Consider the following 23,919-nt stretch of genomic DNA (forward strand, 5'->3'; position numbering starts at 1 on the left):
GACCATTAAAATATTTTATTTTTGTAACATGTCAAAAACATCCCCACTACAAACCCTTTCTATTGTTGAATTTAGAAATTTATTAACCGGAAGATTTTTAATTATCCTTGCTTTTAGAATGCTTGCCACTTTGTTGGGATGGTGGGTCTATCAGCTTACCAAAGACCCATTTTCCATTGGTCTTATCGGATTGTCGGAAGTGATACCCGCTGTGAGTTGCGCCCTGTTTGCAGGACATGTCATAGATATGAATGAAAAAAAACGATTGCTTTTAATCTGCAATTATGCTTATGTATTGTTGATCGGCCTGCTGTTAATACCCGCATTTTTAGGTCACAAATTGGACATGTCAGGGCATCAGATTACCTACTTTATTTATGGAGTCATCTTTTTCACGGGAATCGCCAGAGCTTTTTTAGGTCCCATCGTTCCGTCGATGATTCCAAAAATTGTTGGCAAAGAAAAACTTGCCGGAGCAGTAACACTTAACCAAGCAACTTTCTTAAGTTCATCGGTAATGGGACATGCATTGGGAGGTTTCTTAATTGCTTTTATAGGCATAGACCGGACTTTAGTTATTATTGTCAGTCTTATTTTATTTGCTTCACTAATGTTCTGGCAACTAAACCCACAACATTCTGAATACAAAAACGAGAGACCAGAAGTCTTTGAAAGTATAAAAACAGGAATTTCCTACATCTACAAAACCAAAGAAATATTAGGCGCACTTTGCTTGGATATGTTTGCGGTCTTGTTTGGTGGAGCTGTCGCCATGATTCCGGTATTTGCGAGCGACATTTTAAAAGTAGGTGCTGAGGGATTTGGAATCCTGAACGCTGCTTCGGACATTGGGTCCATGTGCGTGATCATAACGCTTTCCTTCTTCCCTCTAAAAAAGAATCAAGGAAAAATATTATTGGCGGTTGTTACTGGTTTTGGACTGTGCATCATCGGGTTTGGTCTTTCCAAATGGTATTGGCTTTCGTTTGGATTCTTGGTGCTAAGTGGTATGTTGGATGGCATTTCGGTAGTCATTCGTGGGACCATTGTTCAATTAAAAACACCAGATCACATCCGTGGCAGAGTACTGAGCACCAACTCCATCTTCATTATGAGCAGTAACGAGATGGGACAATTTGAAAGTGGAGTTGCCGCAAAACTTTTGGGTGTAGTGAGATCCGTTGTGTTTGGTGGTATAATGACCGTTGCAGTAGTTAGTATTGTTGGTCTCACCAATTCAAAACTCAGAAAAATGCAGTATTAGAGTCCGTTTAATTTTCTTTGAAAAAAAAGCCGACTCCTAAATTAATTTTTTTCACATTTTTCATCATTATACTTATTGGGTTAAACAAAAACAATCAAAACTAAAACAGTCTGTAAAAGAAAACAACGACAGCTTCAGGACAATTCATCAAAAAGAGATAGAAACATATAAAATATTAACAAAAAAATCCTTGTATCAACAACGATTTATTTATAGTTTTGTTGATATTTTATTAACATGAAAAAAATTCTATTTCCTTTACTACTAACAATATCACAAATACTCTGGGCGCAGTCCGATTGCGGCTCTGCTTTACCAGCTTGTGGAAATTCTCAGATTTCGTACACTCCAACTGGACCAGGTCAGATTTTAGAAGACTTGGGCGGTTGCTTATCTTCAGACGAACACTATTCCGTTTGGTACACTTTTACTGCTGCTACCGCCGGAACTTTAACTTTTGAAATTGTACCAAACGGAAATGCCGATTACGACTGGGCAGTTTATGGTCCCAACAAACCATGCGGTAATCTAGGAGCACCTATCCGATGTTCTTATGATGCACCACCCAGCAACAACGGCCTATACAATACCGGACTTAGCTTAACCGCAGCCAACCTAACCGATCCCGCTGGCGGTACGGGATACTGCAGATACTTAGATGTACTTCCGGGACAAACTTATTATTTAGTTGTGGACAACTTCTCCCAAAATGCAAACGGTTTTGTCCTAACTTGGGGAGGAACTGCAATCCTTTCTAACCCATTTAATCAACAACTTCAACCCAACCCATTCATCGCTCCAGGACCTAATCAAGATGGAGAAGTAGTCATCTGTACCAACCCTGCACAATTTGATTTCAGCACACTTACTGACGGCATCATCAATGGAAACCCTAACTTCCATGTTAGCTACCATCTTTCCAACAACGATGCTCTTACAGGAAACAATCCTATCATAGGTATGGTCAATGTAAATACAGCGGCAACCTATATTTATGCCATTTATTTTACCGACCCCAACAACCCAAACAATGGAGTACTGAGCAAGTGTAAGCAATTTGGCACCATCACTTTTGACCAAAGAGCCATCACCACCATGGATGCGGTACTCACCGAATGCAGCAGTAACGATGTTGGAGTTGCCTCTTACGATCTGACAACTGCTAATGTCAACAACGACCCAGCGGTTGTCAAGAAATATTACGCCAGCATGGCCGAACTAAATGCAGGAATAGAGATTGCAAATCCATTTTTGTACACCTCTGCCGAAGGTGAAGTATTTGTAAAAGCTACAAGTCCTTTTGGCTGTACCAGCATTGCAAAAATCACTTTAAAATTTCATCCATTGGCAATTAAAAATGACCAAACCATGAAAATGTGTCATTTGGAAAACCTACCGTCTAACGGAATATTCAACTTAACCCAAGCCAATGTTACCGGTACTGCGGGTATTGTAAAAAAATATTATCCATCACCAACTGATGCTGTAAACGAAACCAATGAAATCCTAAATCCTACTGCATATAACGCTCCTAACGGTGTTGTTTTTGTTAAATTAATTACCAATCAAGGATGTTATAATATCGCAAAGATTACTCTGGAAGTTACGCCTCCGGATCCATCTCCAATCTTGAAGGATCAGGTTATTTGTACCGAAAAAACTACGACTTTGGATGCCGGTCCCGGTTATCTAGAATATCTATGGAGCACAGGAGAGACCACGCCGAGTATTTCCAATGTTGGAGTTGGAGATTATTGGGTAAAGCTAACCAAAGACGGTTGCGAAACCTTACAAAAGGTAAAAATTCTACCGGTTGATGTCCCATCCATTACCAATGTTGAAATTGGAAACGGAACCCTTGCCGTAACGGTATATGGAGGCAAAGCACCTTATAAATATTCATTGGACAATATCACTTGGCAAGACTCCAATGTTTTCACAGCAGTACCAAGGGGTGTTACGAAAATCTATGTAAAAGACGAGAGCAATTGCGAACCCATCATCACTGAAGTTACTGTACCGAACATCATCAACCTAATCACTCCAAATGATGATGGTGTAAATGATGTTGTGGATTACTCTGCACTTTCCATGAAAGACGATCTTACATTCACGGTATTTGACCGATACGGAAGCGTATTGCACCAAGCCAACAAAAACAACAACTACCAATGGGACGGAAAACTTGGCGGTCGTAAATTGTCAACAGGCACTTATTGGTATGTCATCACTTGGAAGGAAAAAGACGCCAACAAAACTCCAATAAAATTCAGCGGTTGGATCATGGTTAAAAACCGAGATTAAACCAAAGCTACAAGTACAAAAAATCGGTTGCAAAAATTTGCAGCCGATTTTTTTTATGCTTTCATAGGTCTAAAAAAAGCATCCAGCTTTTGAAAAAGATGGATGCTTTAACATTATACAAGATAATTATGATTTCTTTTCTTCAGTTCCTTCTGGGAATCTTGCCTGAGTGTATTCTCTAGAAATAGCTGACTTTTCGAATTTCAATTTACCAGAAAGTGTTTCCAAGACCACACCGTCTTCTGCGATTTGAGCGATTCTGGCGTGCATCCCTGATGTTGTGACTACTCGTTGTCCGACTTTTAGATTTTCTTGAAATTTCTTTTCTTGATTTTGCTTACGCACTTGTGGACGAATCATTAGGAAATAAAAACCCGCAAACATCACCACCATCATCAAAATCATGGTTGTATTGCTACCTTGTGCTTGTAATATCGTAATCATACTCTGTATTATTTAGGTTGAATATCTGCTGTGAAAGTTAACAAAATAGGCACAGCATTTACATTGGCATAGACTTCAGCTTGCTTTTGCACCATTCCGTCAAATTGTGCAGAATCGAATTTTAAAGTAATCTTACCTTTTTTTCCAGGTAAAATGGGCTCTTTGGTATAGTCCGGTGCTGTACAGCCGCAAGCCGGTTTTACATGAGCAATTATCAAAGGATTTTTCCCTGTATTGGTCACTTCATAAGTATGTTCAACCACTTGTCCTTTGGTAATTTTTCCAAAATTAAAATTGCTTTCAGAAAGCACCAAATTGGTGATGGGCTTATCTTTGACATCCTTTGCCAAATCTTCCGGTTTATACACAGGACTTTCTTCCTGTGGCATTTCTGCAGATTTAGCTGCCAATTCCGGTTTCAACTCCAGCTGATGATCCACCACTTCAGTTTCAGGAGAAACTTCCGTTGCCACTTCTTTTTTTTCTTCTTTACACCCTACCAAAGCGAGAGATGTAAAAATAACAGAAGCAAAAAATTTGTTTTTCATAATATTATTTTAGTTCAAATTGGATTAATTTCTATTCAGATCTTTGATGTATTTATCCAAAATACCGTTTACAAAAATATTGGATTTTTCGGTAGCAAATACTTTTGCAATCTCAATATATTCGTTAATAATCACTCGGGATGGGGTGAATGGGAAATGATCCAACTCGGAAATGGCGGCGATAAGAATAAGCTTATCCATTAGAGAAACCCTTTCCAGATCCCAGTTTTGCAATCTTTCTTGAAGTTTTTTCTCGGTTTCTTCCCAATTGTTCAGGGTTTCTTTTAGAAGTTTGGTTGCAAATTGTCTATCCTCTTCGTCCTTTATCATTCGGATTAGGGTATCGTTTGGCCCGTCTTCCTTCATGAACCCAAGGGTTTTCTGAACCATGGAATTGGCAATATGAAAATCATCTGCCCAACCAATTTCTTTATCCTCCAATCTGGCATGGAAATCTTCATTTTCCGCAACATACCTCAGGAACAGTTTGCCTATGAATTTTTGATCTTCTACAAAACTGATCCCATCTTCTTTCATAAAATCTTGGTATCTTTTTCCAGCAGTCATCCTTTGGAAAGTTTTCACCAAGAGTTCATCGTGCATGTCCCACTTCAATTCTTTATATTTTGAAGTAAAACTGCGTCTCTCTACATTCTCATCCAACTTGATAAGAACTTGGTTTCGGATAAATTTTTGATTAGGATTAAGCTCATGATCGGTCTTGATAAATTTATTTTTACCAATCTCAATTTGTCTTTCAGCCATATCTTTCAAAGCAATCAAGAAATTGAGCTGATAAATGTACAAATGATAAATTTTTTCGATACCGGAGAACATTTGTCTTTCCAGTGCCTCAAATTTAATTGGGTTTTGGTGGTAGGAGTATAGTGTCTCTACTACCTTTTCGCGGATTTGTCGTCTTCCTAACATTCAAAGAGCTTTTAGTGGGTGCAAAGATAACAAATTTTTATTTTAATTTTAAACAACGATTTCATGGATCTTTACTTTAAGACGAAAAAAAAGCTTTAAGAAAAGAACGGAAACCCCGTAATACAAGTTACAAACCGTGTTATTGATTCCATCAATTCGCCCAAAATACGATTAAAAACACAGATAATATCCTTACTTTTGCATGACAAAATTTTTGATCAATACCCAAAATTTAAACCTGAAAATCTTCTTTTTACAATAAAAAATGAACGCATTAAAAACTTTGAATCCCTATTTCTGGAAACACAGAGTCATGTTGTTTTGGGGATTCTTATTTATTGTTGCCAGTAATTTCTTCAACATTTACAAAGTACAGTTTATTGGAAAATCGGTTGATGAATTATCCAAAAATTTACTCAACGGAACCAATACCACCGTCCTTACGAATGTGGCCATCATCATTGGATCTTCAATACTTACCGGAGTTTTCACTTTTATGATGCGACAAACCATCATCGTGAGCTCCAGAAGAATAGAATATGAACTGAAAAATAAAATCTACAACCACTACCAAACCTTATCGTTCACCGAATATAAAAACACCACCATTGGCGACCTGATGAACCGGTTAAGCGAAGATGTTGTTGCCGTGAGAATGTATTTGGGACCGGGGGTTATGTATGTAGTTAATTTGATCATCTTGGTCATCATCACAGCAATTTATATGATGAAAACCAATGTTGCCATCATGCTTTGGACTTTGGTACCACTCCCCATTCTGTCCTATGCCATTTACAAAGTAAGCTCCATCATCAACAGAAAATCCAAAATCGTACAGAAAAGTCAGGCTGCCATTTCTACCTTTGTCCAAGATAGTTTTTCAGGTATCCGTGTTATTAAATTTTTTGCGAAAGAAAATTACATTGAAAAAAACTACGGTGAAAAAGTTGCCGAATACCAGAAAAAAGCTCTTGACCTGGCAAGTGTCGAAGCCTATTTCTATACCATTATCCTTTTTGTTATCGGATTGTTGAATGTTGTAATCTTGTACATCGGGGGCGAAAAATACATTTCTGGAGAATTGAAAGTAGGTGCCATTGTGGATTTCTTTATGTATGTCAATATCCTCATTTGGCCTTTCTCCATGGTGGGTTGGGTAACTTCTGTAAACCAAAGAGCAGAAGCCGCCATGCAAAGAATCAATGAATTTCTAGACAAAAAACCAGAAATCGTAAATAAAAACAATGAAATATACCCGATTACGGGTGATATCGAATTTAGAAATGTATCCTACACCTACCCCAACACAGGCATTGAAGCGATCTCCAACCTTAGTTTCAAAGTAAATGCTGGCGAAAGTCTTGCCATAATGGGAAAAACCGGCAGCGGCAAAACGACCATTGCACTTTTATTGTGTCGATTAATAGACCCGAGTTCCGGTCAAATTTTAATCGATGGTAAAGACCTGAGAGAACACAACCTGGATCTTTACAGAAAACACATCGGTTACATCCCACAAGAAAGTTTCTTGTTCTCCGACACCATTGCCAACAATATAGGTTTCCCAATTGACCATCCGGATTCTGAAAAAGTTGTAGAATATGCTAAAAAAGCAGATGTTCATAAAAACATCATCCACTTTAAAGACCAATACAACACCAAGGTTGGTGAAAGAGGGGGCATGCTCTCAGGTGGCCAAAAACAAAGGATATGCATAGCCAGAGCTTTTATAAAAGAACCTGCAATATTACTTTTTGACGATGCTCTTTCGGCATTGGATACAGAAACTGAAGAAAATATATTACAAAACATTGAGTCTGAATTGGAAAAAAAGACCTCGATAATTATCTCACATCGTAAATCCAGCACCAAGTACGCAAATAAAATACTGAACCTCAGTAAATTAAAAAAATCAATACAAAACACAAGTTTAGATAACGATTAAATAAAAAAAATATTTTGCAGTTCAAAGAAATCCATTATATTTGTTAGATAAGTATTAAAACAATAACGATGAGTGATTATAAGGAACGCCAAGAGAATGAAATTTTCACCAAGGTGTTGAAGGCAGGAAGAAGAACTTATTTCTTTGATGTACGCGAGACTAAAGCAGGAGATTATTACCTAACCATTACCGAAAGTAAAAAAAACTTTAATGACAGTGGAGAGGCTACATTTGAAAAACACAAAATCTATCTTTACAAAGAAGATTTCAAAAACTTTCAGGACTTATTCAATGAATCTACCGATTATATCATCAGCCAAAAAGGCGAAGATGTAATTTCTGAAAGACATGAAAAGGACTATAAAAGTAAGACCTATACCATAGAAAGTCAAGACGAAGTTTAATACAACTTCTACCAACAACATAAACCACTTCACCATTTTGTGCAAGTGGTTTTTTATTGCACACATTCTTCATTATAAAACAAAAAAAAAGCATCCAAAAATGGATGCTTATAGGGTGAATGATGGGTCTCGAACCCACGACCTTCGGAACCACAATCCGACGCTCTAACCAACTGAGCTACAATCACCGTTTTCAGTGGTGCAAATATAAGAAATTGTTTTAAACTACAAAACAATTCCATCAAAATTTTTCAATGCCATAAGTTTTTCTGTGGTAAAACCCTCAGCATAAGCCACTCCCGACAACCTACCAAGATCCTGAGCGCGGTAAGTTAGGCTCTCTAAAAAGTCTTTTGTTGCAATGGGAGTAAGAGGTTCGTTGGATTCGGGATTATAAAACTGTGTGGAATACGCCAAACACGCTTTTATTTTTTGATCCATACTATCCGAAATATCAATTACGAAATCCGGAGTTACGGACTTCCATTGTATATAATTATAGATTTGCTTTGGTCGCCAAGCATTTTGAATCTGGCCTTGTGATTTTGTTTCTATCTTCACCAAACCCGATAAAAAACACGCATCAGAAACCAGTTTACACGCTTTGGCATGATCCGGATGTCGATCATCAATTGAATTGGAAAAAACAATTTCAGGCTGATACTTTCTCACCATCTCTACGATCTTCATTTGGTATTCTTCAGAATTGACCAAAAAACCGTCTTTCATTTCAAGATTTTCTCTTCCGACAATTCCCAATATTTCGGCGGCCAATTGCGCTTCTCCTCGTCTTGTTTCGGCAGTCCCACGCGTACCCAACTCACCACGAGTTAAGTCCACAATAACCACTTTTTTTCCTTCTTTTATCAACTTTGCCAATGTTCCGCCACAACCCAACTCTACATCGTCAGGATGGGCTCCAAAAGCCAATATATCAACTTTCATGGTACTTAATTTCATTATAAAAAACTTTGTCAAGACAAGTGCCTTGACAAAGAATATTTTTCGAATTATTTATTAATTTGTTTGTTGAAGTTCACAGCATCTTCAAATGTAGGATTCAACTGAACTGCTTTTGCGGCATACTCTTTCGCTTTTGCCAAATCTTTAGTTTGATTGAAATAAGCGACTAAATAATACGCATAGGATAGAGAGTCTTTATTCTGATCTTGCTCTGCTTGAGGCTTTTTCAACACCATATCAATGAATTTTTGATAAGAATTTTCAGCCATATCGTTGTTGCCCAATTGCTGATAAGCAGATCCTTTTGCGTAATAAGAGTACACCCAATCCGGAGCCAAGGAAATCATTTTGTCCCAAGTAACTACTGCTCCGCTCCAGTTTTTGGCTTCTGTATAAGCTGTTCCCAATTTTACCAAAGCATCAGCGTCTTTTGGATTGGCTTTTACTTTTGCTTTCAGACCTTCAATTGTTGGGTTGGTAGGTCCTGCATTCACCGCTTCTTCAGAGATGCCTCCTCCACTTTGAATTTTTGCCATTTCTGCACTCCAGTCCATTGTGGTGTCTTTCGCAGCATTAGCGATAGCAATTTTTTGTGTCGCCTCAGCAATGAGTTGGCTCTTAAGCGCGGCATCCTTTTCGGACTGCGCAAGTCCAGCCATGATAAGCCCCATCAATCCTTGATCTGCAGGTAAGATTCTATTCTTCTCTTTTACCGTTGACATAAATTTATCCAAATTAGCTTTAGCTGCAGCATAGTTGTTGTCTGCCTGATAATCCAGATATGCTTTTAGTTTATATTTAATCGGGTCATCTACTTTATCAAAAACCTTATTTAAAGTCGCTTTAGAATTAGCAAAATCGTCGTTTGTAAAATACAATTTAGCAATTTCCAATTGTGTGTACGGATCTTCATCGGCATATTTAGAATAGTTGATCAAGTCTTGTGTTGCCAATTCATTTTTTTGATAACGAATATCGTAACTCGCTTTTGCCTTGTAAGCTGGCGCATACGATGGATCAACAGCAATTGCGGCATTAATTTTTTCAATCGCTTGCGGCCATTGTTGTGCTGCCATCCAAAGTGTTCCCATTCTGGTAAACACAGATGCTTTATTTTTGGCTACAACAGATGCTTTGTCATAAGCCGTCATGGCAGATCCCGGATCTCTTTTCAAACGATAGGCGTCGCCCAAAGTGTAGTAATAATGTGCAGGCACCCCATTTTTGGTTGCTTTATCAATGGCTTTTACCAAGTAATCGATTGCCAATTCAGGAGAATTATTCTTTTCAAATAAAGTTAATGCTTCACCGGCTCTGTATAAAACCTCAGGATCTTTTTCTCTAGAATCTGCGACAACAGCTTGGATTTCTGCAACTGCAGACTTATCACCTTTGCCCAACTTTACAGATGCCAAACCGATTTTGTTAAGATAAGATCTCTTATCAACAGCTAAACCTTTATTAAAAAATTCGTGAGCTTGATCAAAATTTGGTTCATTTTGACTCAAAAAAGTATTTCCCAAATAAAAATAATTATCGGCTGAAGGAGATTTGGCAATCATATCTTCAAAATTCTTTTTAGCCAAAGCATATTTATTGGCATCGATATAATTAATACCTTCTTGAAGCGACTGTGCGAAAGCCATATTAGACAAAAAGCCTACTGCAACACCAAGAACAAGTTTTTTTGTACTATTCATTTTATAAAGATTTATGTTTAATAAGTTATTAAAATAGTCCTCAATAATCAGACCAAAATATTAAATTTAGATTAAAAATTAGCGCATTTGCACTTCTCTTTTGTAAATATTATAGGGCTGTAGTCCTTCTTTTTCTACAATCATCTGTCCCAGCTGGGTACACGAGAAACGAATAATGCCATTGGCAAGGTTAAAATTGCCTTCGTTGGCCAAGAAATAGAGAACCCTGGTGAATGGATAAGACATGTTTTTCAGATTGTTGATGTCTGGAAAATAGGTTTTCCCTTGATATTCTACCGGTAGAATTTTAAACTCTTCTCTTAATCGTATGGCCTCCTTGTTATACTCTCTGCTGAAAGTGTTTAGACCGATAACACCGATTCGATCTGGGTATTTTTGGATTTGGTCGGCTACATTTTTATTTCCTGTGATTACTGAAAACTTCAAATCTTTTTGTTGAGCTCCTATTTTCTGAGCTACGAAATTAATGTTCCCAGAATTGGCTCCGTCAAATACAAAAGGTTTTTTGTCCGAGTTCAAGCCGTTTTTAATTTCATCATAAGAAATCTTCTGAAGGGGCGAGTCTTTGGATACGATAAAAACCACAGCATCTGCAGCGAATTTGGCCGGTTGATATTTAAGCTCTATAATTCTTTCGTATTCTTTTTTCTCTTCAGGGGAAAGATCTCTGGACATGGCAATTATCTTTACCTTACCTTGCAACAGACTGAGCAAAGCCAAATCTTCTTTTTCAGATTGCACCGTAATTTTTGTTTCTGGATAATGCGTTTCATAACCGTCTGCCAATGCTTCTACAACAGACTTGTATGCATCGTCCGTCAAGATGGTCATGCTGCCTTTATGGTACGAGGGAGTCTTGGACTCTTCCTTTTTCTTACATGAAAAAAAAAGGAAAAATAAACTTACGAATAAAAATCTAGTCATTGCTCTTGTTTTCTTTAATACCTCGCACTGCACGATACATCCTAAACACGCCATAAACAATTAACAAACTGCCCATCGCATAAGCGATATTGGGTTCTAATGTAACGATTAGAAATTTATAAACGATAACAACTATGCCTAAAACGACATAAAAAAATCCGGTGACTAATGATAACCAATTGAACATAAAAGCAAAAATACAAAAAAAAGAGAAGCCTAAAAGACTTCTCTTTGTTAAAGTTTGGTAATGAAAATTATTCAAACATCATGGTAAGTGGCATACGGAAACGGTATCTTACCGATTGACCGTTAATTTTTGCCGGTGTCCATTTGTTTTTAATACTTTTCACCGTTCTGATTGCTTCTTCGTTGAAGGTTTTATTAGACCCAGACGCTTTCACATCGGTAATACTACCATCTCTTTCTACTACGAAAGTAATTTCGGTTTTCAAAGTTCCTTCATCACCATCCATTACGGAAGTATCGAAATTGTTATTCACCTTGGTTCTAAAAGAGTTAATACCTCCTGGGAATTCTGCCAACTGTTCAACTTCAGAATAAACTTGGGTATCACTCACCTGAGGTTTTACCTCTACGGTATTACCTTTACCTGTTGAAGGTGGTGCTGGTGGTGGTGCATAAGTTGGAGTCTTCACCCCTTCCTGATTTTGCAAACCTGTAGTAGTTTCTAACTGTTTGGTAATCGGTGGAGGTGGTGTTTCCACTTTTGGTGCCTTTTTCGGTTCCGGAACCACATTTTGTATTACCTCTTGTTTTGGAGGTTCTACTTTTGGTGGTGGCGGTGGTGGCGGTGCTTTTTCTTCTGGTTGCTCAATAATTTTATCTTCTTGTATGATGTTCATCATATCCGCTTTAACCTCAACCTTTGCAGGTTTTGTTAAATTCTTGATGGTGATGTAGATCAAAGGAGAAAATGCAACTATCGCAAACAGAGAAGTTCCTATTAAGAAAGCTTTTGTCAAGATTTTAGGATAGGTCGTTCTTAGATCATAAGCTCCGTATTCCTTATTTCTGTGTTCAAAAACAATTTCGTCTATGTTATACTCGTTAGCCATTTTAATATTAATTAAAAATTAATGATTACTTGGTTGTGGGAGCTGCTGGAGCTGCCGCACCTACTTTCTTATCATAAATCGCTTTTTCCCAAGGCTTAATATCGGTTACCCCGTATTGTTCGTTCTTGGTGATGGCCATTTCATCCAGTAAGTCAACAAAGTTTTTAAATACTGCATCGTCCGTTGGCTTGATGATCACTGTAAACATTTTTTGATCTGCCGCATTGGCTTTTGCTTGCTCTACTACTTTTCTAATTCCTTCTCTATCGAAAGTGGTTTCGTGAAGGTTAGCATCGGTAAGAGAGGTATTGTCTTGTTGATGCCAAAATACACGATTGTCCTTTCCAATAATAATGGAGATGGAGTTAGAAAGTTTAATCTCCGTATCTGGAGCTTTTTGGTCTTTTTTCGGTTTTGCCGGAAGACCAAGATCTAATACATTCGGTTTACTAAAAGTTGTGGTAAACATGAAGAATGTAATCAAAAGGAAACCCAAATCCACCATCGGAGTCATGTCTACCCTTGTACTCTGCTTCTTAGAACGGACTTTGCCGCCTTTTCCACCTTTTTCTTGTACTTGTACTTCTGCCATTTCTACTTGTGGTTATTGTGGTTTACTTTCTTGTGATGTTATCAGCCAGAATTTAAGAAACTCGATATCTCTTAAACCTTCGAATAAATTTTTGATTTTTGGATACTTTGTGTTTACATCGCCTTTAATCGCCAATTTATAATCGGGATTAACGGCTAAACTTTGTTGTACCCAGTCGATCAATTCTTTATGCGTACTGTCCATCGGAATTCCGGTTGGACTTTTAAAATTCTTTTGCTCATCTCCTGACAAATCAAGATAGCCTTTCAATTGTGACATCGGAACGCCAATCGCTTGAACTTTTTGGAAAGCGGCTTTTTCTTCATTGTTGAAGGTAAGTCCGTACTTCTGTCCCATATTGTCCAACAGCTGAAGTCTTTCTGAAGCATTTTCTACCGGTTGGAAATAAAATTTCCCATCTGGTGTAGCGTTAATGGTCATCAGACTCGTATCTGGCAATAATTTTTCCGATATGGAAGATGGCGGTTTAATCTGCTCGACATCCGGTTTTTTGAACTGGGTAGTCAAGATAAAGAATGTAAGTAGTAGGAACGCAACATCGGTCATTGCGGTCATGTCTACTAATACACCATGTCTTTTTGGTTTGACTTTCGCCATTTGTTACAAATATTTTAAATTAAACTTCTATAAAATCTTATTGCAATAATCTTGCCTAATTCTTAGTGGAATTCAGCGAAAGATTGTTGGATACTCATAGAAATCTCATCGATTTTATAAGTTAATCCGTCGATTTTAGAAGTAAAATAGTTGTACAAAATGATCGCTACTGCAGAAGTACCAATACCCAAAGCTGTGTTAATCAAGGCTTCGGAGATACCTGTAGATAGAGCAGCTGCATCCGGAGTACCACCACCAGAACCTAAAGCGAAGAACGCCTTGATCATCCCGATTACGGTTCCTAATAGTGCTACCAATGTTGCAACAGTACCTAAAGTTGAAAGAATCATCATGTTCTTTTCCAACATTGGCATTTCTAGAGTTGTAGCTTCTTCGATTGCTTTGTTCAATGCAACCATTTTTTGTTCTTTATTCAGGTTGTTGTCTTTAGACAATGCTTTGTAAGTTGTAAGACCTTCTTTTACAACATTACCAACCGATCCTTCTTGACCGTCGCACTCTTCGATTGCAGCATCTACTTTGTTGCTATTCAACAAGTTTCTTACTTTCAACACGAAGTTATCCAAGTTTCCTTTACCTGCTGCTTTGCTCAACACCAAAGCTCTTTCGAAAGAGAACACGATTACTGTAATCAAGAAAGTAATCAAAACCGGTACAATTACCCCACCTTTATAGATGATACCTAGGAAACCATCCGGATGAATGTCTTTACCTTCTACATCTGAAAAAGCTACGGATCCAGAACCTAATTTATCTGCATCTTTAAAGTTACCCGGTGCACCAAGCACGAATAAATAAATTAAAATCCCTACCCCTAGGATAACCGGGATAATGAAAGCTGGGTTAAGACCTCCTGCTTTTTTAGCAACTAATTGCTCGTCTGTGTTTGAAACATTCATTTCCATATTAAACTAAATTATATTGTTTTTAAAAATTTGAGAGCGTAAAATAAAGTTAAATTTTTCTTTCATGCAAGACTTTGAACAAATCTTAACATTTTTTACAAAAACAAAACCGGTACAAGCATTGTATTTTCCTTAAAAATAATTGATAAAATTATATACTTTAACCAAAATTTTAAGTTCTTTTAACATAATAATGAAAAACCTATACTTTACCAAACAATCATTTAATGTTGATTTTAGATTAAAAACTACACTATACGACTATATTAATAATCTTTTTAGGTACAATTATTAATTTTTTATACGATTTCCCGTCTAAAAGCTGTACTATTTTCTCTTCTTGTTTTACTATTTCCTCGATGGCTTTAGCATCTAAATCGGTTGAAAGACTCAATTTTATTTTCACTTTACCGTTGATGCTAACCGGATAATCAAAATCGGATTCTTTTAAATAATCCTCATTAAATTCTGGAAAAGTTTGAAATTCTATACAATTATCGTGCCCTAATTGTTGCCAAAGCTCTTCACAAACATGCGGTGCATAAGGCGAAACGATAACTGCCAGAGCTTCAAGGATTTTCTTTTTATTACATTTCAGCTTTTGCAATTCATTCACTGCAATCATAAACTGAGAAACTGAGGTATTAAACGAAAAATTCTCGATGTCGTATGTAAATTTCTTTATCAATTGATGCAAAATCTTGTATTCTTCCTTTGTAGGCTCTTCATCGGACACCGAGAAAACATCACCATCAAAATAAAGGTTATAGAATTTTTTCAAGAAACCGTAAACGCCGGTTAAGCCTTGGGTATTCCACGGTTTGCTTTGCTCCAATGGACCCAGAAACATTTCGTACAGACGAAGACAGTCGGCGCCGTATTCTTCACAAATATCATCGGGATTCACCACATTGTATTTGGATTTGGACATTTTCTCGACCTCTCTTTCGGTGATGTATTTTCCGTCTTCTAATATAAATTCTGCGTTTTCAAATTCTTTTCTCCAACTTTTAAATGCTTCGGTATCCAACTCATCCGATGTCCCTTTTAACAACGATACATCGACATGGATTTTTTGTGTTTGGTATTCTTTCGCCAAATTTTTAGAAACAAATTTTTGGGTACCCTCTATTCTATAAACAAAAGCTGACATTCCCAAAATCATCCCTTGATTGATGAGTTTCTTGAACGGTTCTTCCTGGTTAATGTACCCTCTGTCTTTTAGGAACATGTTCCAAAATCTAGAATAAAGTAGATGTCCCGTAGCATGTTCGCTACCGCCAATATACAAATCGACCTGTCCCCAATAATCAGAAAATTCTTTATTGCAAAAAGCTTCGGAATTTTGAGAATCCATGTATCTCAAGAAATACCAAGAACTCCCTGCCCATCCCGGCATGGTGGACAATTCTAAAGGATAAACCGTTTTTTCATCGATCAAATCGATATCTACAATTTTATTATTCGTTTCGTCCCAAGCGTATTTTTTTGCATTTCCCAAAGGTGGATCTCCATCCTGTGTTGGCAAATATTTTTCCACTTCCGGCAACTCCAATGGCAAAGCAGAAGTTGGCAAAGTGTACGGCATACCGTCTTTAAAATATACCGGTACAGGCTCTCCCCAATACCTTTGTCTGGAGAAGATCGCATCTCTTTGTTTGTAATTTACTGTTCTTTTTCCAAGATTCCTGTTTTCTATTTCTAATATCATTTTCTCTTTCGCTTCATCGTACTTCAACCCGTTTAAGAAATCTGAATTTACGCAAGTGCTGTCTTTAGAATCAAATGCTTCTTCCAGCACATCCACTTCCGTATCGACTACTTTCAAAATGGGCAAACTGAATTTTTTCGCAAAACGATGATCCCTCTCGTCGTGTGCAGGAACCGCCATAACCGCTCCTGTCCCGTAGCCCATCAATACATAATCCGAGATGTAAATTGGAATTTTCTTTTCCGTAAAAGGGTTGATGGCATAACTTCCTGTGAAAGCACCAGAAACGGTTTTTACATCGGCCATACGATCTCTTTCGGATTTTTTGGAAGTTTCTGCAATATACTTTTCTACTTCTATTTTTTGATCAGCAGATGTAATTTTCTCAACCAATGGATGTTCAGGAGCCAAAACCATGAATGTCGCACCGAAAATGGTATCCGGCCTTGTTGTGAACACTTCTATAAAGTTGTCGAAAATTGGTTGTTGGTTGTTGGCTTCTAAATCATTTTCTATTGAGAATCCATCTATTAAGAATTTCACAGAAGCTCCTTGAGATTTACCGATCCAATATTCTTGTGCATCTTTCAAGGGTTGTGGCCAATCTAGGGTCTGAAGTCCTTGCAATAAACGCTCAGAATAGGCGGTAATTCTCATGCTCCACTGCATCATTTTTTTCTGAAAAACTGGATAACCACCCCTTTCAGACTTCCCGTCTTTCACCTCATCGTTTGCCAAAACCGTTCCCAATTCTGGACACCAATTCACGGTGGTTTCTGCACGGAAAGCCAAACGATAGTTGAGCAAGATATCTTGCTTGTCCATGTCAGTCGCTGCACTCCATTCGGATGCATCAAAATCCAAATCTTCGGTTTGATAGGCGTTCAGATTTTTAGTTCCAAATTTTTCAAAATGCTCAATTAAAGTTTCAATTGACTCTGCCCTATCGGTTGATTTGTTGTACCAAGAATGGAAAAGCTCTATAAAAATCCACTGAGTCCATTTATAATATGAAGAATCGGAAGTTCTAAGTTCTTTGGACCAATCGAAAGAAAAGCCAAGACGACGAAGCTGCACTTCGTATCGATTGATATTTTGCTCCGTTGTAACTGCCGGATGTTGCCCTGTTTGTATAGCATATTGCTCCGCGGGAAGACCAAAAGAATCGTAACCCACAGGATGTAAAACATTAAATCCCTGATGTCTTTTGAACCTTGCATAAATATCGGAGGCAATATATCCTAACGGATGCCCTACATGCAGACCTGCTCCGGATGGATAAGGAAACATATCCAGAACATAGTACTTTGCTTTATTGCTTTTGCTATCGGTTTTGAAAGTTTGTTTTTCTTCCCAAATTTGCTGCCATTTTTTTTCGATCTGCTGATGATTATAGAACATTGTTAATATTTTTGAGCTACAAATTTAAGATTTTTTAGATGAAACTTTTTAAGAATTATCACATCAATAAATATCAATGTTTTACAAGGAACTTCTCAGAAAATCGTTTACCATTTTCACACAATACCGTTAACACATAAAGTCCATTTTTAAAATTTTCTATAGGTATTCTAAAAACCTGTTCAGAATTATGAAGTTCTAGAATTTGTCTTCCAGAAGAATCAAAAATTTGAATATGTGATTTCACACAATCTTCAAGGCCAAAATCAAGGGTTATAAAAATATCTGCGGGATTTGGATAAATTTTCATTTTTTTAATTGACGCTTTTTCTTCAGTAAAAAGAGATGCAGCACAAACTACATTAGCCGACTTGTTGGGTACTACAATCTCCACTTTTTGAGATGGCGTAACAAAACTTTGCAAGTCAACAGTATCCATCAAGCCCGAATCTGCTCCCAACCAGTCTTGAATAATAGAAGCAAAAATCTGTCGATAATCAAATCGTCTTTGACTTTGATTATAATAATAATTTGTTGAATTCGTGAAAACGGGATGATCCCCTCTTATACCACTAGAGATGTTGTTCCCGACAACAAAAAATGGAGCGAGATCTCCATGGTCGGTTCCAAGGCTTGCATTTTCCCTCACCTGTCTTCCAAACTCACTGAATGTCACCGTTAACACACGATTTACCAATCCCAAATTCTCAAGATCGGATTGAAAAGCCAATATTGAATTGGATATATCACCTAGTAAATTAGCATGACTTCCCAGATTCGTACTTCCGGTTTGAACTTGATTCACATGGGTATCAAATCCTGTTATATTAACTTGGAATATTTTGGTTTTACTACCACCTTTTATTAACCTTGCTACTGTTTTCAATTGCTTTCCAAGACTTGAGTTTGGATAGGTTACCGTAGAGTTGTTTCCGGCATTAAAAACAGACATTACACGGTTGTAATAACTGTCCATACTTGCAGCTACTCCTTTTACATAATTCAATAAATCATTATACTCTGAAGGTGAAACAAGTTGCTGAGCATTAGCACTTTTTAGACTATTAAACAATGTATTTTGAAATCCCGTTGCATTATACTCAATGCTTTTTTCCACAGCATGCTCATAAAATAGACAAGGATTAAGATTACCAAACTGCATGGCTAAAGGATCAGGATTAAGCACTGTTGGATTACCACCTAGACCAGGATTCAATGCACCAAGATATCGTCCAAAAATCCCATCAAACAAATCTTGATTATTAGCCCCATCTTTACCCGAGAACATCAAATTTTCGGAACGAAAATGAGAGTAGTTTGGGTTCGGATATCCTACACCGTTGAATAAAGTTAATTTTCCTGAATCGTACAAAGACTTAAACCCAGTCATACTTGGATTTAAACCCACCAACTTCTCTTGACTCACCGTTGAGTCCAAACTAATATAACCCCCTGCACCCGTATTGGCAATTTTAATATTGGGTCTTAGATTCGCGTAAGTATCGTACTGACTAATGGGAATTACTGTATTCAAACCATCGTTAGCTCCGGCCAATCTCAAGATTACCAAAGATCGTTCATTCACTTCATCGCAACTGATGCTAAAATCAGCAAAGCGATTCATAACCCTAGACGGCATTCCATTCAATAAAAAAGGTGTACCAATACCCGCCAAAGTCATTGTTTTTAAAAATTCTTTACGATCCATAGCTAAAAAATTTGAAATTCTGGAGATTTAATTAAGGCTTTCACCAATCTATCTAATGGAATCTTAACATTGGTTGCAGTTCCTGTATTAACATAATTATTCCATTCATTGAGCCAATTTGTTGGACTCAAACCGTTTAAGAAAACAGTTTTAAAATAAAGCAAACGGTCGCTAGGTGGGATCTCGATATGCAACAAAGCACAAAACTCAGACACCAATACATCTACATTTCCTGGGTTTGAAAAATTACCAGAATTCTTTACAAAATCAGGATTATTCAATTTAAATACAAATCCGTTATATGTTAAGCCATTAATAATAAAATCAATACTATAATTGTATCGGATTCTTAGTGAAGATGTTGTAATAAAATTTTTATCAAAATGCGGACTACTAGAATAACCCGCATATCCATTGACCGATTAAGGTCTAAAAACAGGCAAACCAGAATTATAACTATAACTAAAAACAACACTTAAAAAAGAATGCATTGATGAAGGATTAACCTCATACAAAGGAGTTTGAAGATGAAGCAAACTAAACATATGAAAAAACATCTCCATAGGACTTCTCACCAATGCTCCTATAACCTCATCGCCAATTATAGAGTCGTCTTCATCATAGAAATGAGAACTTGTCAACAATTCTCTAATGACCGGTAAAATATTGTAATTATTTGATTTCAACATAACCGACAGAGGTGCTATAATATCTTGTTCTATCGCGGGGGTAATTTCTCTACCTACAAAATAATGGTATAGTTTTCTGCAATAGGCTTTGGATGTCTCATTCTGATCAAAGACCATAGAAATAAAAGTCTCCATTTCTGTTTGGATGGCAGCTTCGGTATTTGCACCTGTGATTACCGCATTATTAAAGGCAGAACTAAATGTTTTATTTCCAGTATCATGATTTGTTGTAGAAATCACTCCTTTTGGCAAATGAGTCACAGGATCTACATTTAATAATCGATTGACTTTATTATATGTATTGCTATTGTTTGTAAATCCAGTTAACACTTTAGCTGCTTGTTGCACATCCAACTCTGTATAATTGGTATAATTTCCTGTATCGACCTGAGGCCCTTTTAATATGGTAAACAATTCTAAAAACTCACGCGCGTAGTTCTGATTGGGACTGTTTTTCTTATTGACATTGTTATTAAGATACGAAAGCATTCTAGGATCTGTAGTAACTTTAATCGCCAAATCTTTCAAACTTCCACTAGAATAGAACCTCAACAACTCTTTGTAATCATAATTAGTCCAGTAATTTCCACCATCATCGGTTACAAAAAATAAATGCAGTAAGTATATAATCTTGTACTGCATCGAGGGATCCTTCATGGCATGATACATCCACCAAAACAAATCAAAACTACCGGAAGTCGTATTTTGACTATCTGTAATTGTTGGTGCATCGTAGGTCGGAACAATTGTCTCTCCACTATTGTTCAGGGGACTTGGTGGATTAGGAGGCGTAAAATTAAACAATACAGTAACTGCATCATCTGGAGTCATTGTTGAAAAACTAAGTATCTTAGCTTTTGTAATGTTATAAGTTGATCTCCGTAATAAATGATAGGCATTACTGTATCCTAAAACTGTAGTTTTCTTGGATAAGCTCATCATTTTGTGTTTTGTTACACAAATTTAGCTTTTTAATTTATATATTTAACCATTATTGTTAATTTCAATGATATTATAAACGCTAAATGACTTTATTTATCAAGCTGAATGAAAAGAATAAAAAAAACGACCAAAATATTGGTCGCTTTCGTCTTTATGATAATAAAAATTATTTTTTATTAAATGAATAGGTCAATGAATGATACACCGTACCGGTATTGGTTTCTAAAACCACATTCATCTTGGTATCGTTTTGAGAAATCACTCTTCCGTATTCTACATCACCGTTTTGATGAGTGATTACCAATGCATTGGCTATATTATCGTAGGTGTAGGTAATGTTATCGTTCAAAATAACATCGCAATTGGTTCCTACCTCGTCTTTGGTCATTTGGTTTCCTGTATTGTCTGGGTTAAATGTCCATCTGGACTCTAACTGGCAAGCAGAAAAATTATAAATTTGAGAATCCGAAACTCCATTGGTTACGGTGGTTTCTACAATTTTAAAAGGTTGCCAAGTTCCTTCAACAGAATACTGTACAGACTCTTCAGCTTCTTGCTTACATCCAACAGCTACCGACAGCATTAAAACTCCAAAATATAAAGCTAGTTTTTTCATATCAAATTTTTATCGGGCTAAAATTATTAATTTTTTTTATAAAATCGGCAATGATTTTCATAAAAGCATGAAATATTAACGACAACCGTTGTGAAATTATTATTTTATATTTGCAAAAATGCCTCTGATGCCCTTAGTTTCTATCATAACCCCTTGTTACAATTCTGAAAAATTCTTGCAGGAAACCATCGATTCTGTTCTTTCTCAAACCTTTAAAGATTGGGAATGGATCATCACGGATGACGGATCCAAGGATCATTCCGTACAAATTATAAAAGCTACACAAGATGCAAGAATTCAATTGATAGAATCCAAAGAAAATGGAGGCGCGGGACATGCCAGAAATCTTGCCTTAGAAAAAGCAACAGGAAAATACATTACCTTTTTAGATGCCGATGACTTTTGGATGCCTCATTTTTTAGAGGAAATAACCGCTTTTATGCAAAACGAAAATACCGAATTGGCCTACACCAGCTATGCTCGTTGTGATGAAAACCTCAATCCCAATCTCGCAGATTTCCAAGCAGACACGGTGGTCACTTTTGGAAATCTACTTAAAACCTGCAGATTGTCCCTTCTCAGCTCTATGTACGATTGCGAAAGAGTTGGCAAATTTTATTTTCCAAAAGGCAGCAAAAGAGAAGATCATGTGATGTGGCTGAACTTGTTGAAGGAAATCCCGGAAGGAAAACCCCTAAACAAGACTTTAGCAAAATACAGAATGCACCCCAGCAGTGTTTCCAGAAAAAAAACCAACATCATGATGGATCAGTATTTGGTTTATAAAGAACACATGAAATTCTCTACCCTAAAATCCATGTATTACACCGCTAACTGGGCCCTGAATGGCTTTATGAAGTACTCTAAAATTTTTAATTGAAAGCAAGACCCCGTTTTTAGTTTTACAGAAAATAACATTTCAGCGTTTTTTTATTCTATCTGAATAAAAACTAACAGGCGCTAAGAACTTATTTTTTCTACAATTAATTCTGAAGAATTGGGCTGTTGGTGGATAAAGTTATTGGAATTTTGCCCCATCTCTTTTCTGTATTTTTCATTTTCAATCAAATTCAAAATAAATTCTGATGTTTGATGCTCATCATAAAATGATTTAGCTCCATCAAATGCGATTAAACCATCTGCCTCTGGATTTTTACTGTATTTATTTCCAAAAACAACGGGAACGCCAAAGACAGCAGCTTCTAAAATATTGTGCAGTCCCTTGTCGTGGAAACCACCGCCGACAACTGCAATATCGGCATAAGAATACAACTTAGACAAAAGTCCAATGCAATCTATGATAAGGATTTGTGCGTCTAACTGGGTATCGCGCTCGTCAATTTCTGTATATTTTATTGCCGATGGGAAAAGCTGTTCCAGAGCAGGCCCCCTTTTCATATCGTGAGGAGCAATAATGATCTTGGTGTTTTTTGATTTCACAAAAATACTTTCAGCAATTTTTTCTTCAGCTTCCCAAGAACTTCCAAAAACCAACAATAAATTATCCTTTTTAAACTCCGAAATGTACTTCACAAAAAGGTCTCGTTCACGAATTTGTCTGACCCTATCGAAACGGGTGTCGCCTGTTATAATTCCGTTATCCAGTCCTATCTTTTTAGCCAATTCCAACGATTTTTCGTTTTGATGAAAAAAGCAGTCGATGTTTTTTTTAAGCTCATCTACAAAAAACTTTCCGTACGGTTGAAAGAAAACCTGCTTTTCATAAAACAACGCCGAAACGACAAAGGTTTTGCAATTTACTTTTTTTAGTTCACGCAAAAGGTTGTACCAATAATCGTATTTTACGGTAAAAAAAATCTTGGGATTAAGGGTTTTTACAAATTGTGAAATTTCCTTTTCGAAATCGAAAGGAAGGTAACAGATTGCATCTGCCAAATGGGGTTTATTCTTCACATTTTCAAACCCCGAGGGAGAGAAAAAGGTTATTAAAATTTTATAATTCGGGTATTTTTCTTTCAACTTTTCCAAAACAGGAAGACCTTGTTCGTACTCACCGAGGCTGGCGGCATGCATCCAAATCACCTGATCGTTTTGCGAAAATACATTCTTTACAATTTCTAAAGATTTCTTCCGACCCAAACATCCTTTCTTCAGTTTTTCATTAAAAAAAGAACCAAGCTTCATGATCAAAGCCAGAGCAAAAACGGAGCTGTTGTAAAGAAATTTCATCAT

The 23,919-nt window shown here is 36.9% G+C and carries 21 protein-coding genes and 1 tRNA gene; 5 read left to right on the plus strand and 17 right to left on the minus strand.

The features are described from left to right. Nucleotides 1-28 precede the first annotated feature (28 nt). A complete protein-coding gene (locus H9Q20_RS04830; RefSeq protein WP_187478413.1) occupies nt 29-1,264 on the plus strand; it encodes an MFS transporter in 1,236 nt (411 codons plus the stop codon). A 237-nt stretch (nt 1,265-1,501) separates the two neighbouring features. Further along, nucleotides 1,502-3,568, plus strand: a complete 2,067-nt coding sequence (locus H9Q20_RS04835) for a T9SS type B sorting domain-containing protein (RefSeq protein WP_187478414.1) — start codon at nt 1,502-1,504, stop codon at nt 3,566-3,568. Nucleotides 3,569-3,694: 126 nt separating this feature from the next. Here the strand turns inward: H9Q20_RS04835 and yajC are convergent, their stop codons facing one another. From yajC to nusB, 3 genes are read right to left on the minus strand one after another with little or no spacing between them, the layout of a single operon-like run. After that, a complete protein-coding gene (gene yajC / locus H9Q20_RS04840; protein ID WP_124639516.1) occupies nt 3,695-4,012 on the minus strand; it encodes a preprotein translocase subunit YajC in 318 nt (105 codons plus the stop codon). An 8-nt stretch (nt 4,013-4,020) separates the two neighbouring features. Beyond that, nucleotides 4,021-4,560, minus strand: a complete 540-nt coding sequence (locus H9Q20_RS04845) for a DUF1573 domain-containing protein (RefSeq protein WP_124639514.1) — start codon at nt 4,558-4,560, stop codon at nt 4,021-4,023. 24 nt (nt 4,561-4,584) lie between these two features. Next, entirely contained in the window at nt 4,585-5,490 is a 906-nt protein-coding gene (nusB, locus tag H9Q20_RS04850) for a transcription antitermination factor NusB (RefSeq protein WP_124639512.1), read from the minus strand. Between the two features lie 265 nt (nt 5,491-5,755). On the opposite strand from nusB, the gene H9Q20_RS04855 reads away from it, so the two are divergent. Both H9Q20_RS04855 and H9Q20_RS04860 read left to right on the plus strand, forming a co-directional pair. Continuing rightward, nucleotides 5,756-7,435, plus strand: coding sequence for an ABC transporter ATP-binding protein (locus tag H9Q20_RS04855; protein WP_124639509.1), 1,680 nt, complete (start codon nt 5,756-5,758; stop codon nt 7,433-7,435). A 68-nt stretch (nt 7,436-7,503) separates the two neighbouring features. After that, nucleotides 7,504-7,839, plus strand: coding sequence for a DUF3276 family protein (locus H9Q20_RS04860; RefSeq protein ID WP_124639507.1), 336 nt, complete (start codon nt 7,504-7,506; stop codon nt 7,837-7,839). A 113-nt stretch (nt 7,840-7,952) separates the two neighbouring features. Here H9Q20_RS04860 and H9Q20_RS04865 read toward each other — a convergent pair. From H9Q20_RS04865 to H9Q20_RS04925, 13 genes are all read right to left on the minus strand, one after another. Further along, nucleotides 7,953-8,028 (minus strand) — tRNA-His (locus H9Q20_RS04865). A 36-nt stretch (nt 8,029-8,064) separates the two neighbouring features. Then, nucleotides 8,065-8,784, minus strand: coding sequence for a bacillithiol biosynthesis deacetylase BshB1 (bshB1, locus tag H9Q20_RS04870; protein ID WP_124639505.1), 720 nt, complete (start codon nt 8,782-8,784; stop codon nt 8,065-8,067). A 65-nt stretch (nt 8,785-8,849) separates the two neighbouring features. Beyond that, a complete protein-coding gene (locus H9Q20_RS04875; protein WP_187478415.1) occupies nt 8,850-10,502 on the minus strand; it encodes a tetratricopeptide repeat protein in 1,653 nt (550 codons plus the stop codon). A gap of 78 nt (nt 10,503-10,580) precedes the next feature. Then, nucleotides 10,581-11,447 (minus strand): PstS family phosphate ABC transporter substrate-binding protein, encoded by an 867-nt coding sequence (locus tag H9Q20_RS04880; RefSeq protein WP_124639500.1) that lies wholly within the window; start codon nt 11,445-11,447, stop codon nt 10,581-10,583. A 254-nt stretch (nt 11,448-11,701) separates the two neighbouring features. Then, complete coding sequence (locus H9Q20_RS04885) at nt 11,702-12,523, minus strand: energy transducer TonB (protein WP_187478416.1); 822 nt, start codon at nt 12,521-12,523, stop codon at nt 11,702-11,704. A 25-nt stretch (nt 12,524-12,548) separates the two neighbouring features. Beyond that, on the minus strand, nt 12,549-13,115 hold the full coding sequence (locus H9Q20_RS04890) for an ExbD/TolR family protein (protein ID WP_124639494.1): 567 nt from the start codon (nt 13,113-13,115) through the stop codon (nt 12,549-12,551). Between the two features lie 12 nt (nt 13,116-13,127). Next, nucleotides 13,128-13,733: an ExbD/TolR family protein gene (locus tag H9Q20_RS04895; protein WP_124639492.1), complete on the minus strand. Its 606-nt coding sequence runs from the start codon at nt 13,731-13,733 to the stop codon at nt 13,128-13,130. A gap of 62 nt (nt 13,734-13,795) precedes the next feature. Next, a complete protein-coding gene (locus tag H9Q20_RS04900) occupies nt 13,796-14,659 on the minus strand; it encodes a MotA/TolQ/ExbB proton channel family protein (RefSeq protein ID WP_124639490.1) in 864 nt (287 codons plus the stop codon). 253 nt (nt 14,660-14,912) lie between these two features. Further along, nucleotides 14,913-17,771 carry a leucine--tRNA ligase gene (leuS, locus tag H9Q20_RS04905; RefSeq protein WP_187478417.1) on the minus strand — a complete coding sequence of 953 codons (2,859 nt, stop codon included), beginning with the start codon at nt 17,769-17,771 and terminating at the stop codon, nt 14,913-14,915. 73 nt (nt 17,772-17,844) lie between these two features. Beyond that, the gene (locus tag H9Q20_RS04910; RefSeq protein WP_187478418.1) at nt 17,845-19,479 is read right to left on the minus strand and encodes a DUF1501 domain-containing protein; all 1,635 of its coding nucleotides are present in this window, start codon (nt 19,477-19,479) and stop codon (nt 17,845-17,847) included. Nucleotides 19,480-19,481: 2 nt separating this feature from the next. Continuing rightward, on the minus strand, nt 19,482-19,760 hold the full coding sequence (locus tag H9Q20_RS04915; RefSeq protein WP_124639482.1) for a hypothetical protein: 279 nt from the start codon (nt 19,758-19,760) through the stop codon (nt 19,482-19,484). Between the two features lie 141 nt (nt 19,761-19,901). Next, entirely contained in the window at nt 19,902-21,110 is a 1,209-nt protein-coding gene (locus H9Q20_RS04920; protein WP_124639480.1) for a DUF1800 family protein, read from the minus strand. A gap of 166 nt (nt 21,111-21,276) precedes the next feature. Beyond that, nucleotides 21,277-21,726: a lipocalin family protein gene (locus tag H9Q20_RS04925; RefSeq protein WP_124639478.1), complete on the minus strand. Its 450-nt coding sequence runs from the start codon at nt 21,724-21,726 to the stop codon at nt 21,277-21,279. A gap of 127 nt (nt 21,727-21,853) precedes the next feature. On the opposite strand from H9Q20_RS04925, the gene H9Q20_RS04930 reads away from it, so the two are divergent. Continuing rightward, on the plus strand, nt 21,854-22,606 hold the full coding sequence (locus tag H9Q20_RS04930) for a glycosyltransferase family 2 protein (RefSeq protein ID WP_124639476.1): 753 nt from the start codon (nt 21,854-21,856) through the stop codon (nt 22,604-22,606). A gap of 80 nt (nt 22,607-22,686) precedes the next feature. On the opposite strand, the gene H9Q20_RS04935 is transcribed toward H9Q20_RS04930, so the two are convergent. Next, nucleotides 22,687-23,916, minus strand: a complete 1,230-nt coding sequence (locus H9Q20_RS04935) for a 3-deoxy-D-manno-octulosonic acid transferase (protein WP_187478587.1) — start codon at nt 23,914-23,916, stop codon at nt 22,687-22,689. Nucleotides 23,917-23,919: the final 3 nt, after the last annotated feature.

Origin of the sequence: Amniculibacterium sp. G2-70 (assembly GCF_014353055.1) — a bacterium.
In the GTDB taxonomy this organism is placed as follows: Bacteria; Bacteroidota; Bacteroidia; order Flavobacteriales; family Weeksellaceae; genus Amniculibacterium; species Amniculibacterium aquaticum.